We start from the raw sequence: 23,884 nt of genomic DNA on the forward strand, positions 1-23,884 counted from the left end.
GGCGAAACATGACAGGCCGAATGATATTGCTCGATGCCAGGCCGCTCGGCGTGGCCGACGTTGCCGAGATCGCACGCCGCAACGCCCGGCTGATGCTGGGCGAAGAGGCGATGCGCCGCATCCGGGCGAGCCGCGCCCTGATCGAGCATCTGACCGGGCTTGGCAAGCCGATGTACGGCGTCACCACGGGCCTGGGCGCCTGTGTCGACACGCCGCTCGCACAGGCGGACCTGATCGCCTTCCAGCACAGCGTGCCGCTCAGCCACAGCATGGGCATCGGGCCGGCCTTGCCGACAGAAGCGGTGCGAGCGATGATGACCGCGCGCATCTCGGGCATGGCCGCCGGCGGCACCGGAACCTCCGAACGCGTGGTCACGGGCCTTGTCGCGGCGCTCAACGCCGGCGTCCATCCGGTGATCCCGACCTGGGGCTCGATCGGCGCGGCCGACCTTGCCCATCTCGGCCATATGGCAAGGTCGCTGCGCGGCGATGGCGAGGCGGAATTCCAGGGCAGGATCATGCCCTCCGCCGAGGCGCTTGCCTTAGCCGGGCTCGATCCGCTGGACCTGCGCGAGAAGGACGGCCACGCCATCATCGTCGCCAACAGCCTGTCGACCGGAACGGCGTGCCTGTGCCTCGAAGACGTCGCCCATCTCATCGACTGGGCGCTGGCCGCCGTTGCGCTCAACTACGAGGCGTTTCGCTCCTCCCTCACCGCGATCGACGAGCAAGCGCTGGCCGCACGGCCGGCCTTCGGCCAGCGCGAGATCGGCGCGCGGTTGCGCGCGGAGCTGGCGGGAAGCGGCTTGTGGAAGGACAAGGCGGCACGGCGCTTGCAGGATCCGCTCAGCTATCGCTGCGTGCCACAGGTCTGGGGCGGCCTGCTCAATGCGTTCGAACAGGCGCGGCTGGCTACCGAGATCGAACTGACCCATTCGGGCGACAACCCGGTGATCCTGGCCGACGGCGAACGGGTGATTTCCAACGGCAATTTCGACCTGACGGCAATGACGCTCGCCTGGGAACAGCTCGGCCAGGCACTCGCGCATTGCGCGGTTGGCACCGCCAACCGCTGCATGAAGCTGATGTCGCCGACAACAGCCGAACTGCCGCGTTTCCTATCGGCGAGAGGCGGCAGTCGTCAGGGCTATGCGGAACTGCAGAAGCCCTTGTCCGCGCTGGAAGCCGAAATCCGGCACCTGGCCAACCCGATGTCACTCAGCCCGCTCGCCGTTTCCGACGGCATCGAGGATCAGTCGTCGATGGCGCCCAGGGTGGTGGCCAAGACCGCCGAGATCATCGAGCGCATGCGCTATCTCGTGGCGATGGAGCTGATCTTCGCTGCGACGGGTGTGGAGTTGCGCGGTGTCGTCGACAGCATGGGCGAAGGGCCGCGGCGCACCTTCGCCGCCGTGCGCGCGCTCGTCAGCCCGCTCGATGACGACCGCGAGATGAGCACCGACATGACGCGGATGGCGCGGATGGTGGCCGGTCCCCGGTACTGAGCCGACGGCCGGTCCGCCACGATCGGTATCCCGATCTTCCGGCGCGAATCCTAGGCGTCAAGCAACCAACGCGCGCGGTCCGCCCACCAGGGCTATCGGTGTGGTCGGTCGTTGCAAAACTCATCTTCGGCGTCACAAGTGGCGCATGCAATGCATCAAGACATTAAAGAAGAGATGTCGCGAAATTGCTTGCCGATATGGCATGATCATATTAGAAATAACAAATACGTTCTTCCATGAGGTAAAATAACGGAACCTGCGCTTGGCTAGCGCAAGCACTGCGAAAGTATCCGAGGAGAGCCAAGACCCGGGTATGCGGTTCGCAGACAAGAATGTGCCGCCCTGGAGTGAATTGCCGAACGTTTGCCTGACCTGACGCCCCTGATCCTGTCTGGGAGGAGCCCATGGCCAACACCTACAAGGTCCATTTCGTCAGCAATCGGAACCCCATCGTGAACAGCCAAGGGCGGATCACCGGCTTCGGCCCCAATCTCAGCCAAGCTCAAGGCGTCGATATTCGCTACGGAGAGGTCCAGGTCACAGTCACCGGAGCTCCCAAACAGGGCAAGATCGTGCCTGGCACCCTGCGTGTGTATGACGAGAAGATACTCGTCGAGAAGGGCAAGGCTCAAATTCGTGGAAGCGACCAGATGTTTTCCGCGCTTCATCCGGCGTTCGTTTCGGCAAAGACGATCATCTTATTCGCGCACGGCTTCTTCAACACCTTTTCCGACAGCGTCGAACGCGCGGCGACGATCCTCAGCTTCTACGGAATACATGCCGAGATCATCGTCTTTAGTTGGCCCTCTGCCGGCACATTGATCGGCTACCAGCATGACCGGGCAACATCACGACAGAGCGGTCCGGCCTTTGCCAGGGTTATCCGCAGGCTAGCGACGGAGCTTGCCGGGCTTTCCTCGACCGCGCCGCGTCCGACTGTTCACCTGCTCTGTCACAGTATGGGAAACTATGTGCTGCGTTTTGGCGTTCAGGCATTGCTGGCGCAACCGCAAGATACAAAACCCGGCGAGACCCAACCGGCCGTACCGGCGACGCATCTTCCGACCATCTTCAATCAGATCATTCTCGCCGCAGCCGACGAGGATTCCGACGCGTTCGACCGGCAGGACAAACTGAAGGCGCTGCCCGACCTCGGGCGTGGGGTTACCGTCTACTACACCCACGAGGACTGGGTGCTGACCTTCTTGAGTGCTGGAATTGAATTCAACGGCCCCCGGCTTGGCGCCGGAGGCCCTGACAACATGGCAACCATCAGCGACAAGGTGAGTGCGGTGGACGTGAGCGACGTTGTTCCGGCCGAGCTCAACATGAATAGCCATCAATATTATCGGCTCTACACGCCGGTGCGCGACGATGAAGTCGCAGTACTGGCAGGTCAAGCGCCCGACAAGATCCACAACCGGGCCGCGACAGGCGTTCCACACCGATATCGGATCGAGCCTGCTGTGGGTTGAATATTGAAGATTGCGGCGGAATGTCTCGTTCAGACCTGCTGCCGTGATAATCCGCGGCGGCAGCGCGATGTTATTGATAAGGGCCTCTGAGGTTGAGTTTCTCGGCCAGAAGGCAGAAGCGGTCGATCAGCCGGACAAGTTCTTCGCCTCGTTCGCCGACAACCGCCCCACGCTTGGTGAGCGGCGCATCCAACAGAGCCTTCCATAGCCGGCTTTGCCGATCGCAGAGGGCCGCCAGTTCTGAGCAATCGCTGGCAGTCAATTTCAAAAAATGATCCGCCGTCACCGGTCCGATGCCTGGGGGCGTTGTCGCCCCAAGCGAGAGATAACCCGGCGGCACGGTGCCTTTGGCATTGGTCACCGATTTGCGGCAGATGACATCGAACAGCTGGTCGACAGCCTGTTTGGCGCCGGCAACGCGCGACGGATGGTCCGTATCGGCTGCCGCATGCGGCAGAAGTTCAAGTTTTTCGCCGTGCCTTTCGACGAGGTCGAGATAAGGCAGCATCGGGCCGGAAAGACGTCCAGTCGAGTCATCCCTGAACAGATCGGCATCGATGGCGGCGTGGCGCACCCGCCCTGCGTCCAGCGCCTCGCCGAGCGCTGCGACGTCGACGAGCTCGCCGCGATCGTAGTTGACCAGCACCGCACCCTTGTTCATGCGGGACAGTACCTCAGCGCCAATGAGCCCGGCATTGGCGTAGCGGCCCGTCTGCGCGTCCTGCTTGCCCAGGCCGACATGGACGCTGAGCACATCTGCACCTTCAGCCGCGTCGGCAAGATCCGCCGCGAAGGCAAAGCCCTCGGCTTCTACCCAGTCGCGGTGCCGTGGCCTTGCATGGATCACCACGCGCATGCCGAAGGCACGGGCGAGCTTGGCCACCTCGCGGCCGATATTGCCGTAGCCGATGATCGCGATCGTCTTGCCTTCGAGCTTTTCGGTCGGGAAATCACGCAACTCCCTGCCAGTGTCGAAATCGCCGCGTGCCACCCGGTCGTGAAGCAAGCCGACAGGTAGATCCGGCAGCACTTTCAGGATCGCCTTCATCACCATCTGTGCGGTGGCGCGGCTGTTGATGCCGGGCGTGTTCATCAGCACCGCGCTGCCGCCCTCGCCGCTGCCGCCACCCCAGGAGCGCGAACCCATATTGCCGGTGCCGGCGCCGATCCGCACACCGGCCAGCGCAAAGACGGTCTCTGCGGGCAGGAAGGTCGCTGCGGCGATGACGGCGTCGTAGCGTCCGTCGCCGGCGGCCTCGACCAGCTCCTCGCGGGTGCTGAGATCCGGCTGGTAGAAGAAATGCACCCGGCCCCGCTCGAGGCCCGATTTGTCGCCAAGCGCGGACAAATGGAAGCGGCCGCCCTTGGCTTCGATATGGGCGCGCACTTCGCTGGGATCAGGCTTGCCGTCAGGTCCGAAGCGCAGGCCGACCAGATCACAGATCAGCACGGTGTAGATCCCCTGCGGATCGATCGGCTCCACGGCCTGGGTATTGGTGTTTGCGGTCACGTCGTTTCCCCATGCAAGAACGGAAAGGTCTGCCGGTACGGCAGCACGCTCTGAAATCAGAACCTATCCGCCCGGAAGGGCGTCAGATCGATCGCCGGCGGCAAACCGGCGGCGAGTTGCGACACGATCTTGCCGGTGACGGCGCCGCCGATGAGGCCTTGATGGCCATGGCCGAAGGCATAGATGACGTTCTTGGCCCGCGACGCCAGACAGCCCTATCTAGAGACTGGGTCCTAGCTTGATCGGGCTGCCGTCGCTGAACCGCGATTGACGGAACCTGCGAAGATCATGTCCGAGCTCGTTTCCCTGGACGAGGTCGGACACGACGCGGCCCATGCCAGGTCCGATGCCGAAGCCATGACCGCTCATCCCGGTGGCGATGACGAGACCCGGAATTTCGGCGGCACGATCAACGACCGGCACCACATCCGGCATCGCATCGATCATGCCCGCCCAGCTCGCCTTGATCGGCACCGTCTTGAACTGCGTGAAAAGTGCCGCGAATTCGCGCTCGATATCGCGCAATGCCGAGGCTTTGGGGGCGGGATTGAGGATGCGTATCCGTTCGAACGGGCTTTCCTCGTCCGCGTTCCATCGGCGTGGCGTTGACCAGCTGTCCGGATAGCCTCGCGGCGCCGCCGGCAGGTAGGAAGTGCCAAAAGGTTTCGCCATCAGGGCGGGAACAAATTTGGTCGCGTGACGAAAGGCGTCAGGCCCGACATACAGCTGACTGGTGCCTCCCGATGCCAGCGTGTAGCCGCCATCCTGCCTGCGCCGGAATGCGATATGTTCGTCGGCCACGGCGCCCGAATGGATTTCGGGCATGGGTCCGGTCGCGGCGACGGTCGCCCTGACGCTGAGCTGCGGGATGGAGACGCCGTGGGCGCGCAGGAAGAGCGACGTCCACGCACCGCTCGCGACGACCACGCTCGAGGTGGCGATACGGCCCTGCTCGGTCCAGACCCCGCTAACGCGTCCAGCCGATATGTCGAGCATGCGCGCCGCACAATTCTCGATGATGGTGACGCCCTCCAGGGCGGCCAGGCGGGCAAGCGCTGAAACCGCGACCCAGGGCTCGGCGCGCATGTCGGATGGGGTGGTCATAGCGCCCTTGAAAGAGCGCGACATGGCCGGGATCAGCCTGGCCGTCTCACCCTGGTCGAGGAGACGCGTGTCGACGCCGTGTATCTGAGCGATCTTCAGGAACTTGGCGAAGCCGGCCATCTCCTTGTCGGTTCGCGCGAGATAGGTGACGCCCGCCTGCCTCAGCCCGATGTCCTCGCCGCATTCCTCGGCCAGTTGACGCCAGAGGCGTTGCGCTTCGATGACAACAGGCAGTTCATCGGCATCGCGGCCCTGCTGCCGGATCCAGCCCCAGTTCCGCGACGACTGCTCGCCGGCGATTCGGCCCTTTTCCAGCAATGTCACCGAAATGTTGCGCCGCCCCAGGAACAAAGCCGTGGTCACGCCGATGACGCCGCCGCCGATGACCACAACCTCCGAAGCCTTCGGCAACGGTGCTTGAAACTGGATCGGCAAGGCTTCGGTGAAGGGAAAACTTGTCAAGGAAGACTGCCCTCTTGCTTTTCACGGCGGCGTCGGCCCTGGCCGCTTCCGTGTCGGCGACGCGTGACAGAACTGATAGTCCGTCAAGGCTGGGTCGAGCTGGAGAATCTGCGCGTCAATGCAATGAATTGTTTATGCCAGCGAATGTCGCCTCGACACCCTCACACGAACTTTGGCGGCAAAGGCGCAAGCGCCCGGCGACGACCGATGGCGGCACCGCCTGTCAGGCACAGTGCGATGCCGCCATTGGCCCCTTGAAGGGTCAAGTCCGACACGCGTAACATTGCGTCATCAGAACTGAGTCTGCTTCATGCGTCCGGGCTAATGTCCGGATTGGACTGGATATTTCCTTGCCTACGGATGCAACCAGCGGCGCGGCGAAGCGCGGCAAATCGTTTGCCCATGTGGCGGAAGCCTCCTGGGGCAAGGGCCTCAGCACCTTGCTGCGGATCGTGCGCATGACGCTGCGCCATCCCTGGCAGGTCGCCATCACGCTGGTCTCGACCTTCATCGCCGCGACGCTGCAGCTTTTCATCCCACGCCTGCTGGGACGCGCCATCGACCAGGCGCAAGGCGTGATCGCCGCGGGCGCCGGCACCGCGGCAGAACAGGCACTGTGGCACACGGCGCTGACCCTGCTGGTCGTCAGCATCCTGCGCGGCCTCTTCACCATGGCGCAGAACTATTTTGGCGAGGCCGTCGGCCATCAGACCGGCTATGAATTGCGGCTCGCCTTCTACGAGAAGATCCAGCGGCTGAGCTTCTCCTTCCACGACAAGGTCCATACCGGCGACCTGATCACGCTCGGGCTGCTCGATCTCGACGGCGTGCGCATGTTCTTTTCCACAGGCATCCTGCGCGTGGTGCTGCTCGGCGTGCTGATCGGCGTCGGCGCCTATCTCTTGATAAGCACCGATCTCGTGCTCGGCCTGCTCAGCCTCAGCTTCGTGCCTTTCGTCGCCTGGCGTTCCTCGGTGACACAGCTCAGATTGCGCAGCACCTGGCTGACGCTGCAGGAGCGGCTGTCGGTGCTGAGCCGGGTGATGGACGAGAATCTTGGCGGCATCCGTGTCGTGCGTGCCTTCGCGGCGCAGCGCCATGAGCTCAAGAAATTCGACCGCGCCAAGCAGGACGCGCTGGAGCTGGCCAATCAGCGCGTCGACATCCGCGTCGCCAACACCAGCGCCATGAACTTTTCCTTCCTGGCCGCCATGGGGCTGGTGCTGTGGTTTGGCGGCCAGAAGGTGATCGCGGGCCAGATCAGCGTCGGTACGCTGGCGCAGTTCCTCACCTTCATGACCATCCTGCAAATGCCGGTGCGCCAGCTTGGCCTGATGGTCAATTCCTTCGCGCGCGCCTCGACCTGCGGCACGCGGCTGTTCGAACTGCTCGACACCGAACTCGACATCGAGGATGCGCCCGACGCCAGGGAGCTCGTCATCACCGATGGCGTGCTGCGCTTCGATGATGTCGGCTTCCGCTATGAGGGCGCGGGCGGCCGTCCGACCCTGTCCGGCATATCCTTCGAGGCGAAGCCCGGCGAGACGGTCGGCATTGTCGGCCCGCCGGGCAGCGGCAAGTCGACCATCGCGCATTTGATCCCGCGCTTCTACGACGTCACCTCCGGCGCGATCACCATCGACGGCCAGGATATAAGCAAGGTCACGCTGCAATCGCTGCGCAAGGTAGTGGGCGTGGTGCAGCAGGATGCGTTCCTGTTCACCACCTCGATCGAGAACAACATCGCCTATGGCAACCCCTGGGCGCGCGAGACCCGCATCGGACAGGCCGCCGAATATGCGCAGTTGCACAACTATATTATCGGGCTTCCGGCCGGCTACACCACGGTCGTCGGCGAGCGCGGCGCCTCGCTTTCCGGCGGCCAACGTCAGCGCCTGACCATTGCGCGCAGCCTGATGCTGCGGCCATCGGTTCTGGTCTTCGACGATTCCACCGCGGCAATCGATGCCGGCACCGAGCAGCGTATCCGCGCGGCGATGAAGCGCTTCGCCAAGGATCGCGTGACGCTGATCATCTCCCACCGGTTGAGTTCGCTGATGCATGCCGACCAGATCCTGTTCGTCGAGGGCGGCCGTATCGTCGAGCGCGGCACGCATGAGGAACTGCTGGCGCTGGGCGGACGCTACCGCGCGCTTTACGACCTGCAGCTGCGGCCGGACGACGACCGGCTCGAGGGAGCCGCATGATGTCGACGCAGGACGACGAGAAGGACGACAAAAGCGGGCGGCCGACCAAGGCCGTCGTCGGCTCGCATCGCGACGAGGAAGAGGTTTTCGGCAAGGCCTATGATCCGCGCATCGTCAGACGCATCTGGAGCTTCGTCAGACCCTATCAGGGCCGGATCTTCATCTCGGTGGCGGCGGTGCTGGTGTTCACGCTGACGCAGCTGGCGATCCCGCTGGTCATCCGCTACGCCATCGACCACGGCATGGCTCCGGGCCGGCTCGACCGCTCGGTGATGATCTCCGCGATCGTCACCTTCACCGTGATCATCCTGATCAACTATGCCGCCAGTTATGTGCAGGAAAGCGTCGTCGGCAAGGTGGCGGAGAACGTGCTTTCCGACCTGCGCCGCGCCATGTTCAGCCATCTGCAGCTTGTGTCGCTCAGCTTCATGGACAAGACCGAGGTCGGCCGGCTGATGTCACGCCTGCAGGGCGACGTCAATTCGATGCAGGAATTCCTCGAGACATCGGTGATGTCGGTGGGCGACATCGTGCTGCTGTTCGGTATCGTCACCGTTCTGCTGTGGCTCGATTTCCGGCTCGGACTGCTGACGCTGTCGACCATGCCGATGCTGTTCATCGTGCGGCTGTTCTGGCTGCCGCGCGCCAAGGTCGCCTTCATGGCGGCGCACGAAACCAATTCCATCGCCAACGGGGCACTCGCCGAAGGCATCCATGGCGTGCGCACCGTGCAGAGCCTGGAACGCCAGCACGTCAATTTCGACCTCTATGACGAAAAGGTGCTGGCCAACCTCAACGCCCATCTGCGGTCGGCTCGATACGCGCAGGTGATGGTGCCGATCGTCGACACGCTGACTGGCATCGCCATGGCGACGGTCATTGTCGTCGGCGGTTCGATGGTGCTGTCGCACAGCCTCGATGTCGGCGTCATGGTGGCGTTCCTGTTCTACATCCAGCGCTTCTTCGACCCGATCCGCTCGCTCACCATGCAGTACAGCGTCATGCAGCGCGCCATGGCTTCGGGCCAGCGCATCTCCGAAGTGCTCGACGTGCCGGTGGATGTCAGCGACAAGGACAATGCGGTGGCCTTGTCGCGCGATACGGACGGCTCGGTCGAGTTCAGGAACGTCACCTTCGGCTATCGGCCGAACCAGCCGGTGCTGAAGAACATCTCCTTCCGCGTCAATCCTGGCGAGACCGTCGCGCTTGTCGGCCCGACGGGATCGGGCAAGTCGAGTTCGATGGCGCTGGTGCACCGCTTCTACGATGTCTGGTCGGGGCAAGTCCTTGTCGGCGGTCACGATGTGCGTGACCTGACGCAGGATTCACTCGGCGACCAAGTGGCCATGGTGCTGCAGGAGCCGTTCCTGTTCTCCGGCACGGTACTGGAGAACATCCGCTACCACAAGACATCAGCCAGCCGCGAAGAAGTGGTTCGCGCGGCACAGGCCGTCGGCGCGCACGACTTCATCGAGCAACTACCCGGCGGCTACGATACCGAGCTCGAACAGCGCGGCGGCAACCTCTCGCTCGGCCAGCGCCAGCTCATCAGTTTCGCGCGCGCGCTGGTCGCCGACGCCAAGATCCTGGTGCTCGACGAGGCCACGGCCAGCATAGATTCCTACACCGAGATGCTGATCCAGAAGGCGCTGATCACCCTGCTGGAGGGCCGCACCGGGCTGGTCATCGCCCATCGACTCGCCACCATCCGCGGCGCCGACCGCATCATCGTGCTGCAGAATGGCGAGATCGTCGAAAGCGGCAACCACGAACAGCTGATGCTGAGGAAGGGCCTCTACGCCCGGCTCTACAACATGAACTACGCTTCGTTCGACGACATTTCCGAAGAAGAAATGGGAATGGACGCGGCGCTCGGCAAAGCGACGTGAGCGGTGCGGGCGGGTTCGAACCGCCGCTGCCCTCCTGAAAGAACCTATCTGCGAGATCCCCTGATGTGACCGCTGACCTGCACGCCATCCTCGGCGCGCAGATACAGAAAGCCGGGAATGGAGATCAACGGGATGATCGCAGTCAGCAGGAACACCTGGTGAAAGCGCTCCGGCGTAAGCACATGGGTCTCCCCCGCGATCAGGCCCAGCAGCATGGCGGCGATCGAGACACCAAGCGAAACGCTGAGCTGCTGCAGCACGCCACCAAGGCTGGTGGCGCGGCTGAGCTTGTCCGCCGGCAGATCGGCGTAGGACAAGGTGTTGGAGGTCATGAACTGCGCCGAGCGGACGATGCCGAACAGGAAGACGTAGACGCCGATCGTCCAATGCGGCGTATCAGGCCCCATCAGGGCGAACCCCGCCACGGTGGCGGAGCCGACGACCGCGCTGCCGATCAGTACGGCGCTGAAGCCGAACCGCCGCAGCAGCGGCGACAGCAGCGGCCGCATGAGCAAGGCGCCGAAGCTGCCCACGAATGTCAGCGAGCCCGAAGTGACCGGGCTCATGCCGAAGCCGAGCTGCAGCATCAGCGGCAGGAGGAACGGCACGCCGTTGAGGCCGACGCGGCACAGGCCGCCGGCCAGCGTGCCGACCCAGAAGGAGCGAAACCGAAACAGCGTCAGGTCAACGGCCGGCGCCGCGACGCGGCGCGCATAGCGCCCGAAGGCGAGCAGCAGCAGGACGGAAGCGGCCAGCACCAGCACTGTGGCTGAAACGGGAATGATCGGCCGGCCGATGTTTTCCAGCCCGAATTGCAGCAGTGCCACACCGCATCCCACCATCAGGAACCCTGCGAAGTCGAAGCGCTGCACCGCCTCCTCGTGAAAATCGTCGACAAAGCGCAGCGCGGCCAGAATGCCGAGGCAGCCGAACGGCACGTTGACATAGAATATCCAGCGCCACGAGGCGTAGGTGGTCAGCAGGCCGCCGAGCAGCGGCCCGATGACCGGCCCCATGATGGCGGGCAAGGTCATGTAGGTCATGGCGGTGATCAGCCCGCTGCGCGGAAAGCTGCGCAGCAGGATCAACCGGCCGACCGGCGTCATCATGGCCCCGCCCAACCCCTGCAGCGCACGCATGGCCAGCAGCATGCCGAAACTGTTGGCCACACCGCACAGTGCCGAGCCAAGGGTGAAGGTGAACAGCGCCAGCGCGAACACTTTTCGCGCGCCGAACCTGTCGGCGAACCAGCCGCTGACGGGAATGAACACAGCGAGCGTCAGAATGTAGGTGGTGATCGCAAGGTTCAGCCGGACCGGCGTCGTGTCGAGGCTGTGCGCGATGGCCGGAATCGCGGTGGTGATGATGGTGGAATCGAGCTGCTCCATCAGGAAGGCGATGGCGACAATGATCGGAATGATCAGCCTCAGCCTCGGATCACGCTCGGTGGCGAATTGAGGCTGTTCCAATGCTGCGGCAAATTCCGTCATGCGAGCGGCTTATATTCTGTAGCCAAAGCAGCGCATCCCAGTTCAAAGGCAAGATTGCCCTACGTGCCAGCCAGCCGGAGTCTGGTCGCACGGCCGTCTTATGGTCCGACAAATAGGTCAGGGGTAGCGATTTCCACCTTGCCGGAAGTCAACAAATCTTGACCGGCGCCGTGAGTGGGCCGGACGTCGGCAAGGAGGCGATGGTGTCGCGAGATTGCCTGAAGACACTGCACGGTCCCGCAAGCATCCGTCCCGATTTCGTGAAGGAACGTGTCCGGCGAGAGACGGCTTTCTTCCCCATATCCTTGGAACGGAAAGGAGACATTTCCATGAAAAGGCGACTCGTATTCATCAGTTCCATGCTGCTGACCTTGGCCACGAGCACGATAGCGTTTGCCACCGTCGCCGACGCCGCCGTCGTCAGGCACCACTTTGTCCACCTCACCGTTGCGCACGGCGGCCATGCGCACGCCGCACATGGCCGACACGCTGGCCACGGCGGCTGGGTTGGCCGCGATTGGACTGGCGACAATTGGGGCAGCAACTATGGCCGGATGGACAGCGACTACAATGGCTACGGCAGTTACCATGGCTACGCCGGTGACTTCTGCGGGACCATCGCGTGGACACTCGACCTATGCGGTCCCCACGGCCCCTGATTGCTGACCATGCAGAGCGACTCTCCGTCCCGATTTCGTGAAGGAACGTGTGCAGTGAGGCGGCCGTTTTTCTCCCATGCGCAATATCGCAACAAAACAGGAGTAACGCTCATGAAAAGGCAATTGGTGTTCGCAAGCTCCGTTGCGCTGGCATTGGCGGCAGGTACGACTTCATTTGCAACCATGGCCGACGCCGCGGTCGTCAGGCACCATGGCGGCGGTCATGCCATGGGGCATTTCCGCGGCCGCCATTTCGGTGGCGGGCATAGATACGCCTTTCACCGCGGACACGGCCGCCATTGGGCTGGCGGCGGCTGGCGAGGCGGCTATTATGGCGGCTACTACGATTATTGCGGACCGGTCCAGCTGGCGCTCGGCCTATGTGTCCCATACCGCCCCTACTATTATGGCCCCTTCGGAATGCTCTGACCTTTGTCGGGCCATGGTAGCCGCGAGGGCTCGAGGGCTACGCCATTTCAGGACGTCTTGACGCCTCGCGGATCGCCTTGTGCACGCCGCGCTGCATATCCATGAAGGCCGGGGTCTCCATCACCTCTTCCCGGCGCGGCCGCTCGATGTCGACGTTGAAGGTCTGCATGATGCGTCCCGGCCCGATCCCCATGACGACGATGCGGTCCGACAGATAGACCGCCTCCTCCACATCATGCGTGACGAAGAGAACGGTCAGCTTGTGTTCCTCCCAAATCTGGGTCAGCAGTTCCTGCATCTGGTGCCGGGTCAAGGCATCGAGCGCGCCGAACGGTTCATCCATCAGCAGCATCTTCGGCCGATAGGACAGCGCGCGCGCAATGGCGACGCGCTGCTTCATGCCGCCCGACAGTTCGGACGGAAAGCGGTCGGCGCTTTGCGACAGCTTGACGAGGTCGAGATGCTCAAGCGCAATCTCGCGGCAGGCCGTGCGATCGTAGCCGGCGGCCTTGAGGGCGAACTCGATGTTCTGCCGCGCCGTCAGCCAGGGCAGCAGCGTGTAGGACTGGAAGACGACGCCGCGGTCGAGACCCGGCTGCAGGATCGGCGCGCCATCGATGCTGAGATCGCCGGCGTCGAAGTCCTGCAGTCCGGCAACGATCGACAGCAGCGTGCTCTTGCCGCACCCCGACGTGCCGACGAGCGAGACGAACTCATTGTCGGCGAGATCGAGATTGATGTCGCGCAGCACTTCAGTGCGCCGCTCGCCCGTGCCGAAGCTCTTGTCGAGGCCGGCGATGCGCAATTTGGGAACAGTCATCGGCGGTTCCTCATTGCGAATGGCCATCCTGGCGAAACAGAACCTTTTCCAGCGCCTTCATGACCTGGTCGGTGATGAGACCAAGCACGCCGAGGAGCAGGATGTAACCAATGATGGTGTTGGTCTGGAAATAGCGCTGCGACACGGTAATGCGATAGCCGAGGCCAGATGTCGCCGCGACAAGTTCGGCCAGCACCAGCCAGGTCCATGCCCAGCCGAGGCTGATGCGCAGCGTATCCCAGATACCCGGCAGGGCGCTGGGCACGACGATGCGCGTCAGGATCTTGCGGTCCGGCAGGCCGAGCGTGCGGCCAAGGCCGATGAAATCGGCGGGAACCCGTTTCACATTGTCCATGACCATCAGCACCTGCTGGAAGAAGGTGCCGATGAAGATGATCAGGAATTTCTGCGTATCGCCGGTACCTGCCCACAATATGGAGAGCGGCACGAAAGCGACAACCGGCATGTAGCGGATGAAATCCACCAGCGGCTCGATACCAGCCTCCCAGGAGCGGAAGCTGCCGATCAGCACGCCGATCGGGATCGACAGTGCCGAGGCGATGAGGAAACCGATGGAAATGCGATACGCCGAGGCGGTGAGGTCCAGCCACAGCGTGCCGTCAGCGGCGAGCTTGGCGATCTGGGTCGCAACACTGCCGGGCGACGGCAGGAAGATGGGCTTTACCCATTCCAGCCCGGTCGCCGCCCACCAGGCGAGGCCAAGCCCGACAAAGACGGCCACTGCGATCATCAGGAAACGCGACCTGGCGATGGGCGCGCCGATCCCGGAGGACCGGCGGCGCCTCGCCTGTTTCGTGGCCGCCTTTGGCGCGGAGCGCGCCGGGCCGGTTTTCGCGGGGGGATCCGCTGACATCTGCGCTACCACCGCGATCCGGCCTCTATCATTGCGCCGCCTTGACGAAGGACGGGTCGATCATCTGCTCGGGCGTCACGTCGGCCTGGAGCAGCTTGGCGTTCTTGGCGGCAGCTTCGACGTCGGCGAAGGTCTTGGTGGTGAAATCGCCGGTCAGCGCCGTCTTGTTTTCGGCAAGCGAATAGTAGCGCACGCCGTCGAAAGCGGTGTTGAGGTCCTTGACGTCGGAACCGACCGCCTTGGCGATGATGGCGCGGCCGCCGGGTGTGTCTGCATTGTAATCCTTGAGTGCGGCGTCCCAGCTCTTGATCATGGCCAGCACCTGGCCGGGCCGCGACTTGATGACCTCGTCGCGCACCACCAGCACGTCGCTGATCAGGCCGGGGTCCTCGCCGGCGGAAAACAGCAGCTTGACGTCCTTGTTCTGCGCCATGGCGACGGTGAGGTAGGGCTCGTAGGTGACAGCGACCGGCACGCGGCCGGCGATCAAGGCGCCGCCGGCGTCGGAGGCGGGCATCGGAACCGGCTGAACGTCGGCGATCGACATGCCATTCTTGGCGAGCGCGTATTTGAGCAGGATGTCGCTGGTCGTGCCTTCTTCGAAAGCAACCTGCTTGCCCTTGAGGTCGGCGATGGAGGTGACGTCCTTGCCGGCGATGATGGCGTCGGCCGTCATCGAGACATCGAGCAGCAGCACGATCTTCACCGGCAGGCCGGCGGCCACCATGCCCATCGCCGTGTGGGTCGCGATATTGGCGGCGTCGAGCTGGCCGCTGGCCAAAGCGGCGTTGATATCCTTGTCCTCGGCGAAGTTGACGATCTGGACGTCCGACAAGCCATTCGTCTTGAACAGGCCCTTGGCGTCGGCGACGTGCCACTGGCCATAGCCGAGCCAGGGCTCGATGCCTATCTTGAACGGTCCTGCCTCTGGCGTCGTGGGAATGGCCGCATCGGCGGCGTGGGCCACTGGCGCGGCGGCGAGCCCGATGGCGGCGGCCATCATGAGCGCGCGAAATTGTCCTGCTAGGTTACGCATCATCTCAAGTTCCCCTTGATGATCAGACCGCTTTTTTCCCAGGCATCCGGTCTGGTGAGACTGCGGGTTTCTGCTCTTGCGGCACTGTGCCTCGGCGTCTTGCCCACCACTTCGTGGTGAAGTGCAGGGATATTTCAGCGTCAGCGGGAGCGGATGTCAAGGCTAAAATACATACATGCATATACAAGTTGGCACGGCTCAATTTCCCGCGTGGATCAGGCGCATCCGCTCGCGCTTTCAGGATCGATCAAGTCGAGGAAATCGGTCACCCGATCGGCCCCGGCATCGGGCTCGCTGCCGACCATGGCCGCGACTGAAAAGGCGATGAGAGAAGACACCGGCGTGTGGCTGCGCGCGCCGGCGCGCAGGTTCATGACCAGGGTCGGCGACAGGAAAAGCCCTGAGCGCAGGACCGCCCGCCAATCCGCCGGCAGCATGCCGCGCCGCTTGAGCTCGAGCAGCAAGGGTCGCCACAAAGCGGTGGCCTTGACCTCCAGCAGGTCGCGGCGAACCGGGCTCAAATCCCAGTCGGTGTCGACATGGAGCAGATTTCCTTCCAGCCGCGCCCGTGCGCGAAAAGTCTCCGTCGCGATGGCCGGATCGTAGAGCCAGAACGGATGGGCGAAGATGTTGTGGAAGGTGGCCTTCACCTCGGCCAGCAGCGTCGGGATATGCGAGCCGGCAAAAGCAGGATCGAAGAAGGACAGCTCCGCCCTCCCCGCTTCTTCCGTGTACCAGACATTGGCATTGTGGGCGTCGCCATGCGCGACCACGCCGCCGGCATCGGCTAGCCGGTCCGGCCGCAAGCGCGCCGCAGCAGCGTCGAAAAGTTCGCCGATGCTGCTGGTGTAAAGCTGGCCGTTGATGACGAATTTCAGCCGGGAGAACCGATCCCAGCCAAGTTCCATGCCGGGAAAGACAAACGGCTTGCCGACATAGAAATCCGCCAGCCGGCCGCCCGGCGACGACCGCGTATCGGCGTCGACCAGCCGCTCATAAAACAGCCGGTGGATCGGCTCCGCCGAGACCTCCGCGACAGTCACCGGATGCAACGTCTCGAGATAGACCTCAAGCAGCCTGGCGGACAGGTCGCGCTCGGCGAGAACCGCCTCGCGCCGCTTGCCGGCATCGTCCTCAACATCCAGCGCGAACAGGACATCCGAGAATCTCGGATCCGTGCGGCGCCGATAGACAAGGATCTGCTCGCCGGGCTGAGCGGACATATGGACAGGCTGGTCGACCGGCAGGCCGGCACGCGACAGGATCTCGGCCCGGTAGTATTCGCCGGTCATGCCCTCTTCGCGTTCCTCCTGGTGAAATTTGAAGAAATAGGCCTGGCCCTCGCTGTCGAAGAAGCCGTTCAACGAATTGAGGCTGTATTTGTCGACATTGATGCGGACATTGCTTGGAGTCATCCCGAACAGGTCGCCCAGCAGCGCCGCCAGCGCGCGTTGCGCCTCGCCGACATCATGCTGCGCGAGCGTGCGGATCCGTGCCGTACGGCTCGGTGTCTGTGTCATCGATCGTCGCCTCGGGTCAGGCCGTCAGCCGAGAGTGAAATCGCTCTCATCAATACATGTACATACTCTATGGAAAAACCTCTGCGAACTGCGGTAGCCCTGCCGCCGTCAGTTGGTCTTGGAGGGGGAATAGCGGCTGCCGAGCGAATAGCGGCTGCCGGCATAAGTCAGCTTGCTGATGGTGGCGACGATCGCGCCTGTCCATGTGCGGCGGTGCAGAAACAGGCAGCAGCTGCCGACATCGATATTGAGATGCCGCGCCGTCTCGGCGTCGGCCGGGATCGCCGAGATGATATGCTCGACCTCGGTCACCGGGGTTTTCTGCATGAGGTAGTCGTAGGTCGCCGTCTTCGAAAAATCCTGCTTGTCGTAGTCGGGGATCAGGCTCGGATTGACGAAGCGCTCTTCCAACTGCACCGGCAAGTCGTTCTCGAAATTGACGACGACCGAGTGATAGATCGCGACGCGCTTTGGGAACTCGAAGGACAAAGCGAGCTCCTTGGTCGGCATGATGGTTTCCAGCACGAGGACTTCGGAGCGATGCCTGTTGCCACGCTCGACGATCTCGGCCGCGATGTTGTTGATCTCGATCAGCGTCGATTGCGGCCGGGGCGGCGCGATGAAGGTGCCGACGCCTTGCAGCCGGATCAGGAACCCCGCCGCGGTCAGTTCCCGCAAGGCCCGGTGGACCGTCATGCGCGAGACACCAAGCGAAACCACCAGCTCATTCTCGGACGGCAGCTTGCGATCCTTGCCCCACCGGCCCGTTCCGATGTTGGTCAGGATGTAGTCCTTCACCTTCTCGTAAAGGGGGCTCGCCGTATCGGGCAAATCGATCATTTCAAAATCCTTTCCGGCAATTTATCGGAAATCACGCCGGCTCAACAGGTTGCCGCATGCGGATGATTGTTTTCAAGCCGTCGCTTTGCCCCGCCAACAGCCGCTCATAAGTGGCCGGAATATCGTCGAGACCGATCTCGCGATCGATCAGGGCGAGCAACGGTTCGCTCAATTCACCCAGCATCCGCACGGCGTCGGGCAGTTCGTCGGCGAAGGCATGGCACCCCAGCAGCGCGATCTCGCGTTCGACCAGAACGTTGGGGTCGATGTCGAGACGGCCGTGGAAGATGCCGACCATCGCCACCGCGCTGCCGGAATCGAGAACGCCGAGCAACTGAGTGAATGCGGCGATGCTGCCGGTCGCCTCCACGGCCGCCAGGAGCGGAGCATTGGCGGTGGCGGCGGCAATGGCATCGCGGTCGAGGTCGACGATTGTTGCGCCGGTCACCCGCGCCACGCGGGCGCAGCGGGCCTGGTTGCGGTCGGCAACAAGCACCGTGCCGGCGAAGCTTCGAGACAGCAGCAGCGCGGCGAGACCGCCGATCGGCCCGCAGCCGACGACAAGCACCGAACCTGCCGTCTTGGGCAGACGCCGTACTGCGTGCAGCGCCACCGCGAGCGGCTCGGCCATCGCGGCAACCCGTTCGTCAAGTGCTGCATCGACAACATGCAGCAAGCGTGCGGGCAACACCGCCTGTTCGGCGAAGCCGCCGTCGCAGACTTCGCCGACGAAGCCCAGCGAAGCGCAGAGATGGCGCCTGCCGGCGCGGCATTGCGCGCATTCCCCGCACCAGAAGCGGGAATCGGCAACCACCCTGTCGCCGACGGCGACGGTGTCGACGCCCTCGCCGAGCGCTGTCACCGTGCCGGTCAGCTCGTGGCCGGCCGTCGAAGGCGAGCGGCTTATCCATTGGCCGGTGCGGAAATTGTGCAGGTCCGAACCGCAGATGCCGGCGGCATCGACCCTGAGCTTCACCCAGCCGGCATCCGGAATGCCTGGCGGGGCAATGTGCTCCACGCGCAGATCGCCGGGTCCATAAAGCCGTGCTGCCTTCATCGCGATCGTCTCCGTTCAGCCGGCGAGGTAGCGGTCGCGGATTTCCGAGACGGCGTTTTCGTGCGAGCTGAAGCCCTCGTAGCGGGCGAGCCTGCGGGCGTGCTTCGCCAATTCCGGATAGGCGGCCGAGGTGACATAGCCGACCGACGAGCGCTTGACGAAATCCGTCACCGAAAGCGGCCCATAGGTCCGCGCCCAGCGGCTGGTCGGCAGCACGGCATTCGGCCCAAGGACGAAGTTGGCAAGCGTCACCGGCGTGTGCGGACCCATGAGGATCTCGGCCGCCTCGGTGATGTGCCCGAGATGCGCGAACGGCTCCTTCGACAGGATTTCCAGATGTTCGGGCGCATAGTCGTTGATGAAGCGGTAACTGTCTTCCAGCGACGCTGTCAGTACGATGCCACCGCGCTTGCCGGTCAGCACCGCGCGCGAGAATTCCACACGCTGTTCGGTCATCCGCGACCAGTGTTGCGGGAGCGCAGCGAGCGCTACCTCGGCGACCTTGCGGCTGTGCGTCACCAGATAGGCCGAGGAATCCGGTCCGTGCTCGGCCTCGATCAGCAGATCGAGCGCGGCAAGGCCGCCGTCGATACTGTCATCGGCAAAGATGATGGCTTCCGACGGTCCGGCCGGAAGCCCTGTGTTAATGACCGAGGACAGTACGCTCTTCGCCGCCACCACCCATGGGCTGCCGGGGCCGACGATCTTGAGCGCCGGCTTCACCGTCTCGGTGCCGTAGGCGACGGCGGCGACGGCATGGGCGCCGCCGCATTTGTAGACGGTTTGCACGCCGGCGAGACGAGCCGCGACCAGGGTCGCCGCATCCACCGAACCATCCGATGTCGCTGGCGTCACGATGGCGATCTGCGGCACACCGGCAATGACCGCCGGAACTGATGTCATCATCGTCACCGACGGGAAGGCGCCCTTGCCGCGCGGCACATAGAGCGCGACTGAGGCGATCGGCGTATAGCGGTCGCCGGCATAGGCGCCCGGCCGAACTTCCTTGAGCCACATCGTTTCCGGCTTCTGCTCCTCATGGAAACGCCTGATGTTGTCTATGCCGAAGCCGATGCTTTCCACGACATCCTTCTCGACCTTGTCGAAGGCCGCATCGAACTCGGCTTCCGACACCTGCAGTCCGCCTTCGGCGACATTGGCCTTGTCGAGCTCCCTGGCGAAGCGGATCAGCGCGGCGTCACCCTCGTCCTTGACGGCCTGGATGATCGGGCGGACCTTTTCGACGAAGACCGACAGATCGGCCTCGGCGCGCTTCAGCAGGCTGGACCGCTGGGTGGCGTCGAGCGATGACAGATCGTGGAAGCTGACGTCGGACATGGATATTCCTCTTTGTTGGAACGCAACGCTCCGGCCGTTACGTTGCGCAAGACGTTGATTTCGAACCTTTAGCGCTGCCTCAAATCGATGCCAGGAAGCCGCCATCCACCGGAATGGACTGGCCGGTTATGTAGGCCGCCGCATCCGAGGCAAGGAAGACGGCAACGCCGTGCAGGTCGCCGAGATCGCCGAAACGGTGCTGCGGGATCTTGGCGAGCATGGACTGCTGCCATGCCTCGTTGCTGTAGAACACATCGGTCATCGCCGTCCGGAAGTAACCCGGGGCGATGGCGTTGACCCTGATGCCGAGACCCGCCCACTCCGCCGCCAGCGCCCTGGTCATGCCGAGCAGGCCCGACTTCGACGAACCATAGGGCACCGCGGTGGGAATGCCGACTTCTGATGTCAGTGAGCAGAGATTGATGATGGCGCCGCCATGCCCGGCATCCCGCATCTGCAGCGCGGCCGCCTGGGCGCAGAAGAACGCCCCCTTGAGATTGGTGTCGATGATCCGGTCCCACAGCGCTTCGTCGACGTCGAGAGAGGGCCTGACCTCTTCCATTCCGGCATTGTTGACGAGGATGTCGAGACCGCCAAGCAGGCCCGCAGCCTCGGCGGTGGCCGTCCGGCAGCGGTTGACATCGGTGACGTCGAGAGCGACGGCATGCGCAACCCCGCCGGCCGCGCGGAGCGCCGCCGTGACCTCATCGAGGGACGCCAGGCTGCGCGCGGTGACCGCGACGTCGGCGCCGGCAGCGCTCAACGCTTCGGCGATGCTGCGGCCGATTCCGCGGCTGGCGCCGGTGACAAGCGCTTTCCTGCCGGCGAGATCGAACAGAGAAGCATTGCGCATGTGATCCTCCTTGCCGGTGTCGCGCTTCCGTTCCGATAGCGAGACTACCAGATCAAGTTACATATACAAGCATATACAAACAATTTCGGCTGCGCTACTTCTAGCAAAAATTCGCTGCACCAGTGCGCCTGTCAATGACCTGACTCACCCCGGGAACGATGCGGCGAAACCCAGTGTTTGAGAACCCGGTCGATGATGGGGTCCGTCGGCCGACCGCAGAGGAGCCCGCTCGTGTCGAGAGCATCAGACATGGTCCGAACCGAAGTCACGCGCTTGTCGCCTTACAATTCCGGACTGACCATCGCCGAAGTCATGCAACGATATGCTCCGGCCAGGATCGCCAAGCTGGGGTCGAATGAAAACCCCCTCGGCCCGAGCCCGACGCTGGCCACGATGGTGCAGGCCGGCGCCGAGATGTTCCGGCTCTATCCGGATCCGGCCGGGCGCGAACTGCGCCAGGCGATCGCCGCCAGATATGGATTCGGCGAGGACCAGATCATCCTCGGCAATGGCTCGGAGGACCTTCTGTCCGTCATCAGCCGTGCCGTGCTGAGGCCCGGCGATACCGTCGTCACGCTTTATCCATCGTTCCCGCTGCACGAGGACTACGCGACGCTGATGGGCGCGAGCGTCAAACGAGTGACCGTCAACAACGACCTCACCATCAATGTCGATCCCCTGATCGACGCGGTGCGCGAGCGGCCCCGCATGCTGCTGTTCTCCAACCCGATGAACCCGGTCGGCAGCTGGCTGTCCGCCGGCGACCTGTCGAAGGTTCTGGATGCGGCCGGCGACGAGACGCTGATCGTCGTCGACGAAGCCTATGCCGAATATGCGGAAGGCGACGACTATGCTTCGTCGCTGCATTACCTCCGCAAACGCGACCGACCCTGGATCGTGCTGCGGACATTTTCCAAGGCGTTCGGGCTCGCCGGATTGCGGATCGGCTTCGGCATCGTCGGCGACCCGGAATTGCGCGCCCTGCTCGACAGGGTACGCACACCATTCAACGCCAATGGCATGGCACAAGCCGCCGCGCTGGCGGCGTTGGCGGACGAGGAACACCTTGCAAGGGTCGTCGCGCTTGCCAAGGCGGAAAGAACGCGGGTCGAGAGTTTCCTCCGGAACATGGGCCTCGACGTCGCCCCTTCCCGCGGCAATTTCCTGTTCTTCAACTGCCGGCAAAATGCCTCCGCCTTCGCCGAGGGCCTGCTGCGCGAAGGCGTCATCGTCAAACCCTGGAAGCAACAAGATTTCGACAGCTATGTGCGTGTCAGCATCGGCTCGCCAGCGGAGAACGACCACTTCATGGCGGCGCTGTCGCCGCTGTTGTTGTGATTTCCCGAAAGCCATGCTGAATTGCCTGGCGCGCACCGGGCACGATATTGGACGGTCTGCCGTTCCCAATATGGAGTTTTCGCAAGTGGCGCATCGCTTTCGGCCAACGGCTTCCATCCAGCCTCTCGGGCCCGTGTTCCTCTCCAGCCACCTTGACGATACCCAGCATGCTTGAGAGCAACCCACCGAAAAGCCTCTACCGCGAAACGGCCGGAGGGACCGGCAATTACCCTGCCCTTGCCGGGGCGCAGCGGGCAAGGGTCGCCATTGTCGGCGGCGGCTTCACCGGCCTTTCCACCGCCTTGCATTTGGCGGAAGCGGGCGACGACGTTGCCGTGCTGGAAGCGGCCCAGCCGGGCTGGGGCGCTTCGGGCAGGAATGGCGGCCAGGTCAATCCCGGCCTCAAATACGATCCCGACACGATCGAGGCGATGTTCGGCCCCGACCTTGGGCCGCGGATGATCGATTTCTCCTACGGCGCGCCGGATTTCACCTTCGGCCTCATCCGGCGCCTGTCGATCGCCTGCGAGGCCCGGCAGAATGGCACGATCCGCGCGGCCATCCGGCCGAAGCCGGAAGCCGCGGTGCGAACCACGGCCGCGCAATGCGAGCGGCGGGGCATGCCGGTCAGCATGCTGGATGCACAGGCGATGGCGACACGAACCGGTACCGGCAGATACATAGCCGGCATGTTCGACGCCCGCGGCGGCGACCTCCATCCCCTGAAATACACGATCGGACTGGCAGCCGCCGCGCGGAACGCTGGCGCGCGGATTTTCGGTGGCAGCGAAGTGCTTTCGCTGAAGCGAGAGGCTGGACGATGGGTCTTCAAAACCGCCAACGGCTCGGTCAGCGCCGAGAAGGTGCTTGTGGCAACCAACGGCTATACCGGAGCCCTGTGGCCGGGCCTGGAGCAGTCGGTTGTTCCGGTGTTCAGCGCGATCGCGGCGACCGAACCGCTTGCGCCGGCAGCCGCGGCCGCAATTCTCCCTGAAAGGCCGGTCGTCTACGAAGCCGGCAATATCACCGTGTACTACCGCATCGACGCGCAGAACCGTCTTCTCATGGGCGGCCGGGGACCGATGAAGCCGATCGGCGATGCTGCCGCCATCCGCTACCTCACCGACTATGCGCTGCGGCTGTGGCCGGCGCTCTCCGGAGCACGCTGGACGCATGGCTGGAACGGCCGGGTCGCGATCACCAAGGACCATCTGCTGCACATTCACGAGCCGGAGGACGGCGTGCTGATATGCCTTGGCTACAACGGTCGCGGCGTCGCCATGGCCTCGGCGATGGGCGCTGCCCTGGCGCAACGGCTGCAAGGCCGCGAGACGTCGCCGTTTCCCATGCCGATATCGGCGCTCGAGCCAATCCGGTTCCACCGCCTCTGGCCGCTCGGGGTGAAGGCCGCGATCCTGTCGGGGCGGCTGAAGGACCGGTTCGGCCTCTGACGCGAAGCGTTCGACCGACCTGACGGC

General features: G+C 63.8%; 19 protein-coding genes. 8 read left to right on the forward strand and 11 right to left on the reverse strand.

The window, feature by feature from the left end:
• Nucleotides 1-8 precede the first annotated feature (8 nt).
• Both JG747_RS28670 and JG747_RS28675 read left to right on the forward strand, forming a co-directional pair.
• Nucleotides 9-1,505: an HAL/PAL/TAL family ammonia-lyase gene (locus JG747_RS28670; RefSeq protein WP_019856687.1), complete on the forward strand. Its 1,497-nt coding sequence runs from the start codon at nt 9-11 to the stop codon at nt 1,503-1,505.
• 404 nt (nt 1,506-1,909) lie between these two features.
• On the forward strand, nt 1,910-2,980 hold the full coding sequence (locus tag JG747_RS28675; protein ID WP_064983380.1) for an alpha/beta hydrolase: 1,071 nt from the start codon (nt 1,910-1,912) through the stop codon (nt 2,978-2,980).
• Nucleotides 2,981-3,050: 70 nt separating this feature from the next.
• On the opposite strand, the gene JG747_RS28680 is transcribed toward JG747_RS28675, so the two are convergent.
• Nucleotides 3,051-4,490 (reverse strand): NAD(P)-dependent oxidoreductase, encoded by a 1,440-nt coding sequence (locus JG747_RS28680; protein ID WP_202360521.1) that lies wholly within the window; start codon nt 4,488-4,490, stop codon nt 3,051-3,053.
• 219 nt (nt 4,491-4,709) lie between these two features.
• On the reverse strand, nt 4,710-6,056 hold the full coding sequence (locus JG747_RS28685; RefSeq protein WP_202360522.1) for an NAD(P)/FAD-dependent oxidoreductase: 1,347 nt from the start codon (nt 6,054-6,056) through the stop codon (nt 4,710-4,712).
• Nucleotides 6,057-6,406: 350 nt separating this feature from the next.
• Here JG747_RS28685 and JG747_RS28690 point away from each other — a divergent pair, with 350 nt between their 5' ends.
• Nucleotides 6,407-8,263 (forward strand): ABC transporter ATP-binding protein, encoded by a 1,857-nt coding sequence (locus tag JG747_RS28690; RefSeq protein WP_064983385.1) that lies wholly within the window; start codon nt 6,407-6,409, stop codon nt 8,261-8,263.
• Nucleotides 8,260-10,152, forward strand: a complete 1,893-nt coding sequence (locus JG747_RS28695; protein ID WP_202360523.1) for an ABC transporter ATP-binding protein — start codon at nt 8,260-8,262, stop codon at nt 10,150-10,152. Before JG747_RS28690 ends, JG747_RS28695 begins: the two co-directional genes overlap by 4 nt.
• A 44-nt stretch (nt 10,153-10,196) precedes the next feature.
• Here the strand turns inward: JG747_RS28695 and JG747_RS28700 are convergent, their stop codons facing one another.
• Complete coding sequence (locus JG747_RS28700) at nt 10,197-11,642, reverse strand: DHA2 family efflux MFS transporter permease subunit (RefSeq protein ID WP_069091545.1); 1,446 nt, start codon at nt 11,640-11,642, stop codon at nt 10,197-10,199.
• A 158-nt stretch (nt 11,643-11,800) separates the two neighbouring features.
• Between JG747_RS28700 and JG747_RS28705 the strand changes: the two genes are divergently transcribed.
• Both JG747_RS28705 and JG747_RS28710 read left to right on the forward strand, forming a co-directional pair.
• Nucleotides 11,801-12,301 carry a hypothetical protein gene (locus tag JG747_RS28705; RefSeq protein ID WP_202360524.1) on the forward strand — a complete coding sequence of 167 codons (501 nt, stop codon included), beginning with the start codon at nt 11,801-11,803 and terminating at the stop codon, nt 12,299-12,301.
• Nucleotides 12,302-12,412: 111 nt separating this feature from the next.
• Nucleotides 12,413-12,730, forward strand: coding sequence for a sulfur globule protein precursor (locus JG747_RS28710; protein ID WP_202360525.1), 318 nt, complete (start codon nt 12,413-12,415; stop codon nt 12,728-12,730).
• Between the two features lie 37 nt (nt 12,731-12,767).
• Here the strand turns inward: JG747_RS28710 and JG747_RS28715 are convergent, their stop codons facing one another.
• The 8 genes from JG747_RS28715 to JG747_RS28750 all read right to left on the reverse strand — a co-directional run bounded on the left by JG747_RS28715 (nt 12,768) and on the right by JG747_RS28750 (nt 21,068).
• Entirely contained in the window at nt 12,768-13,550 is a 783-nt protein-coding gene (locus tag JG747_RS28715; RefSeq protein WP_202360526.1) for an ABC transporter ATP-binding protein, read from the reverse strand.
• A gap of 10 nt (nt 13,551-13,560) precedes the next feature.
• Nucleotides 13,561-14,424: an ABC transporter permease gene (locus JG747_RS28720; RefSeq protein WP_019856678.1), complete on the reverse strand. Its 864-nt coding sequence runs from the start codon at nt 14,422-14,424 to the stop codon at nt 13,561-13,563.
• Between the two features lie 28 nt (nt 14,425-14,452).
• Nucleotides 14,453-15,460 (reverse strand): ABC transporter substrate-binding protein, encoded by a 1,008-nt coding sequence (locus tag JG747_RS28725; protein ID WP_027046561.1) that lies wholly within the window; start codon nt 15,458-15,460, stop codon nt 14,453-14,455.
• A 215-nt stretch (nt 15,461-15,675) separates the two neighbouring features.
• Nucleotides 15,676-16,980: a hypothetical protein gene (locus JG747_RS28730; RefSeq protein WP_019856676.1), complete on the reverse strand. Its 1,305-nt coding sequence runs from the start codon at nt 16,978-16,980 to the stop codon at nt 15,676-15,678.
• Between the two features lie 108 nt (nt 16,981-17,088).
• Nucleotides 17,089-17,820 (reverse strand): histidine utilization repressor, encoded by a 732-nt coding sequence (hutC, locus tag JG747_RS28735; RefSeq protein WP_019856675.1) that lies wholly within the window; start codon nt 17,818-17,820, stop codon nt 17,089-17,091.
• A 31-nt stretch (nt 17,821-17,851) separates the two neighbouring features.
• Entirely contained in the window at nt 17,852-18,877 is a 1,026-nt protein-coding gene (locus tag JG747_RS28740; RefSeq protein WP_064983395.1) for a zinc-dependent alcohol dehydrogenase, read from the reverse strand.
• A 15-nt stretch (nt 18,878-18,892) separates the two neighbouring features.
• Nucleotides 18,893-20,215 carry a histidinol dehydrogenase gene (hisD, locus tag JG747_RS28745; protein ID WP_064983397.1) on the reverse strand — a complete coding sequence of 441 codons (1,323 nt, stop codon included), beginning with the start codon at nt 20,213-20,215 and terminating at the stop codon, nt 18,893-18,895.
• A gap of 79 nt (nt 20,216-20,294) precedes the next feature.
• Entirely contained in the window at nt 20,295-21,068 is a 774-nt protein-coding gene (locus JG747_RS28750; protein WP_064983398.1) for an SDR family NAD(P)-dependent oxidoreductase, read from the reverse strand.
• Nucleotides 21,069-21,317: 249 nt separating this feature from the next.
• On the opposite strand from JG747_RS28750, the gene JG747_RS28755 reads away from it, so the two are divergent.
• Nucleotides 21,318-22,406 (forward strand): histidinol-phosphate transaminase, encoded by a 1,089-nt coding sequence (locus tag JG747_RS28755; protein ID WP_244748250.1) that lies wholly within the window; start codon nt 21,318-21,320, stop codon nt 22,404-22,406.
• A gap of 167 nt (nt 22,407-22,573) precedes the next feature.
• Nucleotides 22,574-23,857 (forward strand): NAD(P)/FAD-dependent oxidoreductase, encoded by a 1,284-nt coding sequence (locus tag JG747_RS28760; RefSeq protein ID WP_064983399.1) that lies wholly within the window; start codon nt 22,574-22,576, stop codon nt 23,855-23,857.
• Nucleotides 23,858-23,884 lie beyond the last annotated feature (27 nt).

The organism is Mesorhizobium sp. 131-3-5 (assembly GCF_016756575.1).
Classification (GTDB): Bacteria; Pseudomonadota; Alphaproteobacteria; order Rhizobiales; family Rhizobiaceae; genus Mesorhizobium; species Mesorhizobium jarvisii.

Coding starts and splice junctions, on each gene's coding strand:
- JG747_RS28670 (WP_019856687.1), top strand. CDS start 9: ATGACAGGCCGAATGATATTGCTCGATGCCAGGCCGCTCGGCGTGGCC.
- JG747_RS28675 (WP_064983380.1), top strand. CDS start 1,910: ATGGCCAACACCTACAAGGTCCATTTCGTCAGCAATCGGAACCCCATC.
- JG747_RS28695 (WP_202360523.1), top strand. CDS start 8,260: ATGATGTCGACGCAGGACGACGAGAAGGACGACAAAAGCGGGCGGCCG.
- JG747_RS28700 (WP_069091545.1), bottom strand. CDS start 11,642: ATGACGGAATTTGCCGCAGCATTGGAACAGCCTCAATTCGCCACCGAG.
- JG747_RS28710 (WP_202360525.1), top strand. CDS start 12,413: ATGAAAAGGCAATTGGTGTTCGCAAGCTCCGTTGCGCTGGCATTGGCG.
- JG747_RS28715 (WP_202360526.1), bottom strand. CDS start 13,550: ATGACTGTTCCCAAATTGCGCATCGCCGGCCTCGACAAGAGCTTCGGC.
- JG747_RS28720 (WP_019856678.1), bottom strand. CDS start 14,424: ATGTCAGCGGATCCCCCCGCGAAAACCGGCCCGGCGCGCTCCGCGCCA.
- JG747_RS28725 (WP_027046561.1), bottom strand. CDS start 15,460: ATGCGTAACCTAGCAGGACAATTTCGCGCGCTCATGATGGCCGCCGCC.
- JG747_RS28730 (WP_019856676.1), bottom strand. CDS start 16,980: ATGACACAGACACCGAGCCGTACGGCACGGATCCGCACGCTCGCGCAG.
- hutC (WP_019856675.1), bottom strand. CDS start 17,820: ATGATCGATTTGCCCGATACGGCGAGCCCCCTTTACGAGAAGGTGAAG.
- JG747_RS28740 (WP_064983395.1), bottom strand. CDS start 18,877: ATGAAGGCAGCACGGCTTTATGGACCCGGCGATCTGCGCGTGGAGCAC.
- hisD (WP_064983397.1), bottom strand. CDS start 20,215: ATGTCCGACGTCAGCTTCCACGATCTGTCATCGCTCGACGCCACCCAG.
- JG747_RS28750 (WP_064983398.1), bottom strand. CDS start 21,068: ATGCGCAATGCTTCTCTGTTCGATCTCGCCGGCAGGAAAGCGCTTGTC.
- JG747_RS28755 (WP_244748250.1), top strand. CDS start 21,318: ATGGTCCGAACCGAAGTCACGCGCTTGTCGCCTTACAATTCCGGACTG.
- JG747_RS28760 (WP_064983399.1), top strand. CDS start 22,574: ATGCTTGAGAGCAACCCACCGAAAAGCCTCTACCGCGAAACGGCCGGA.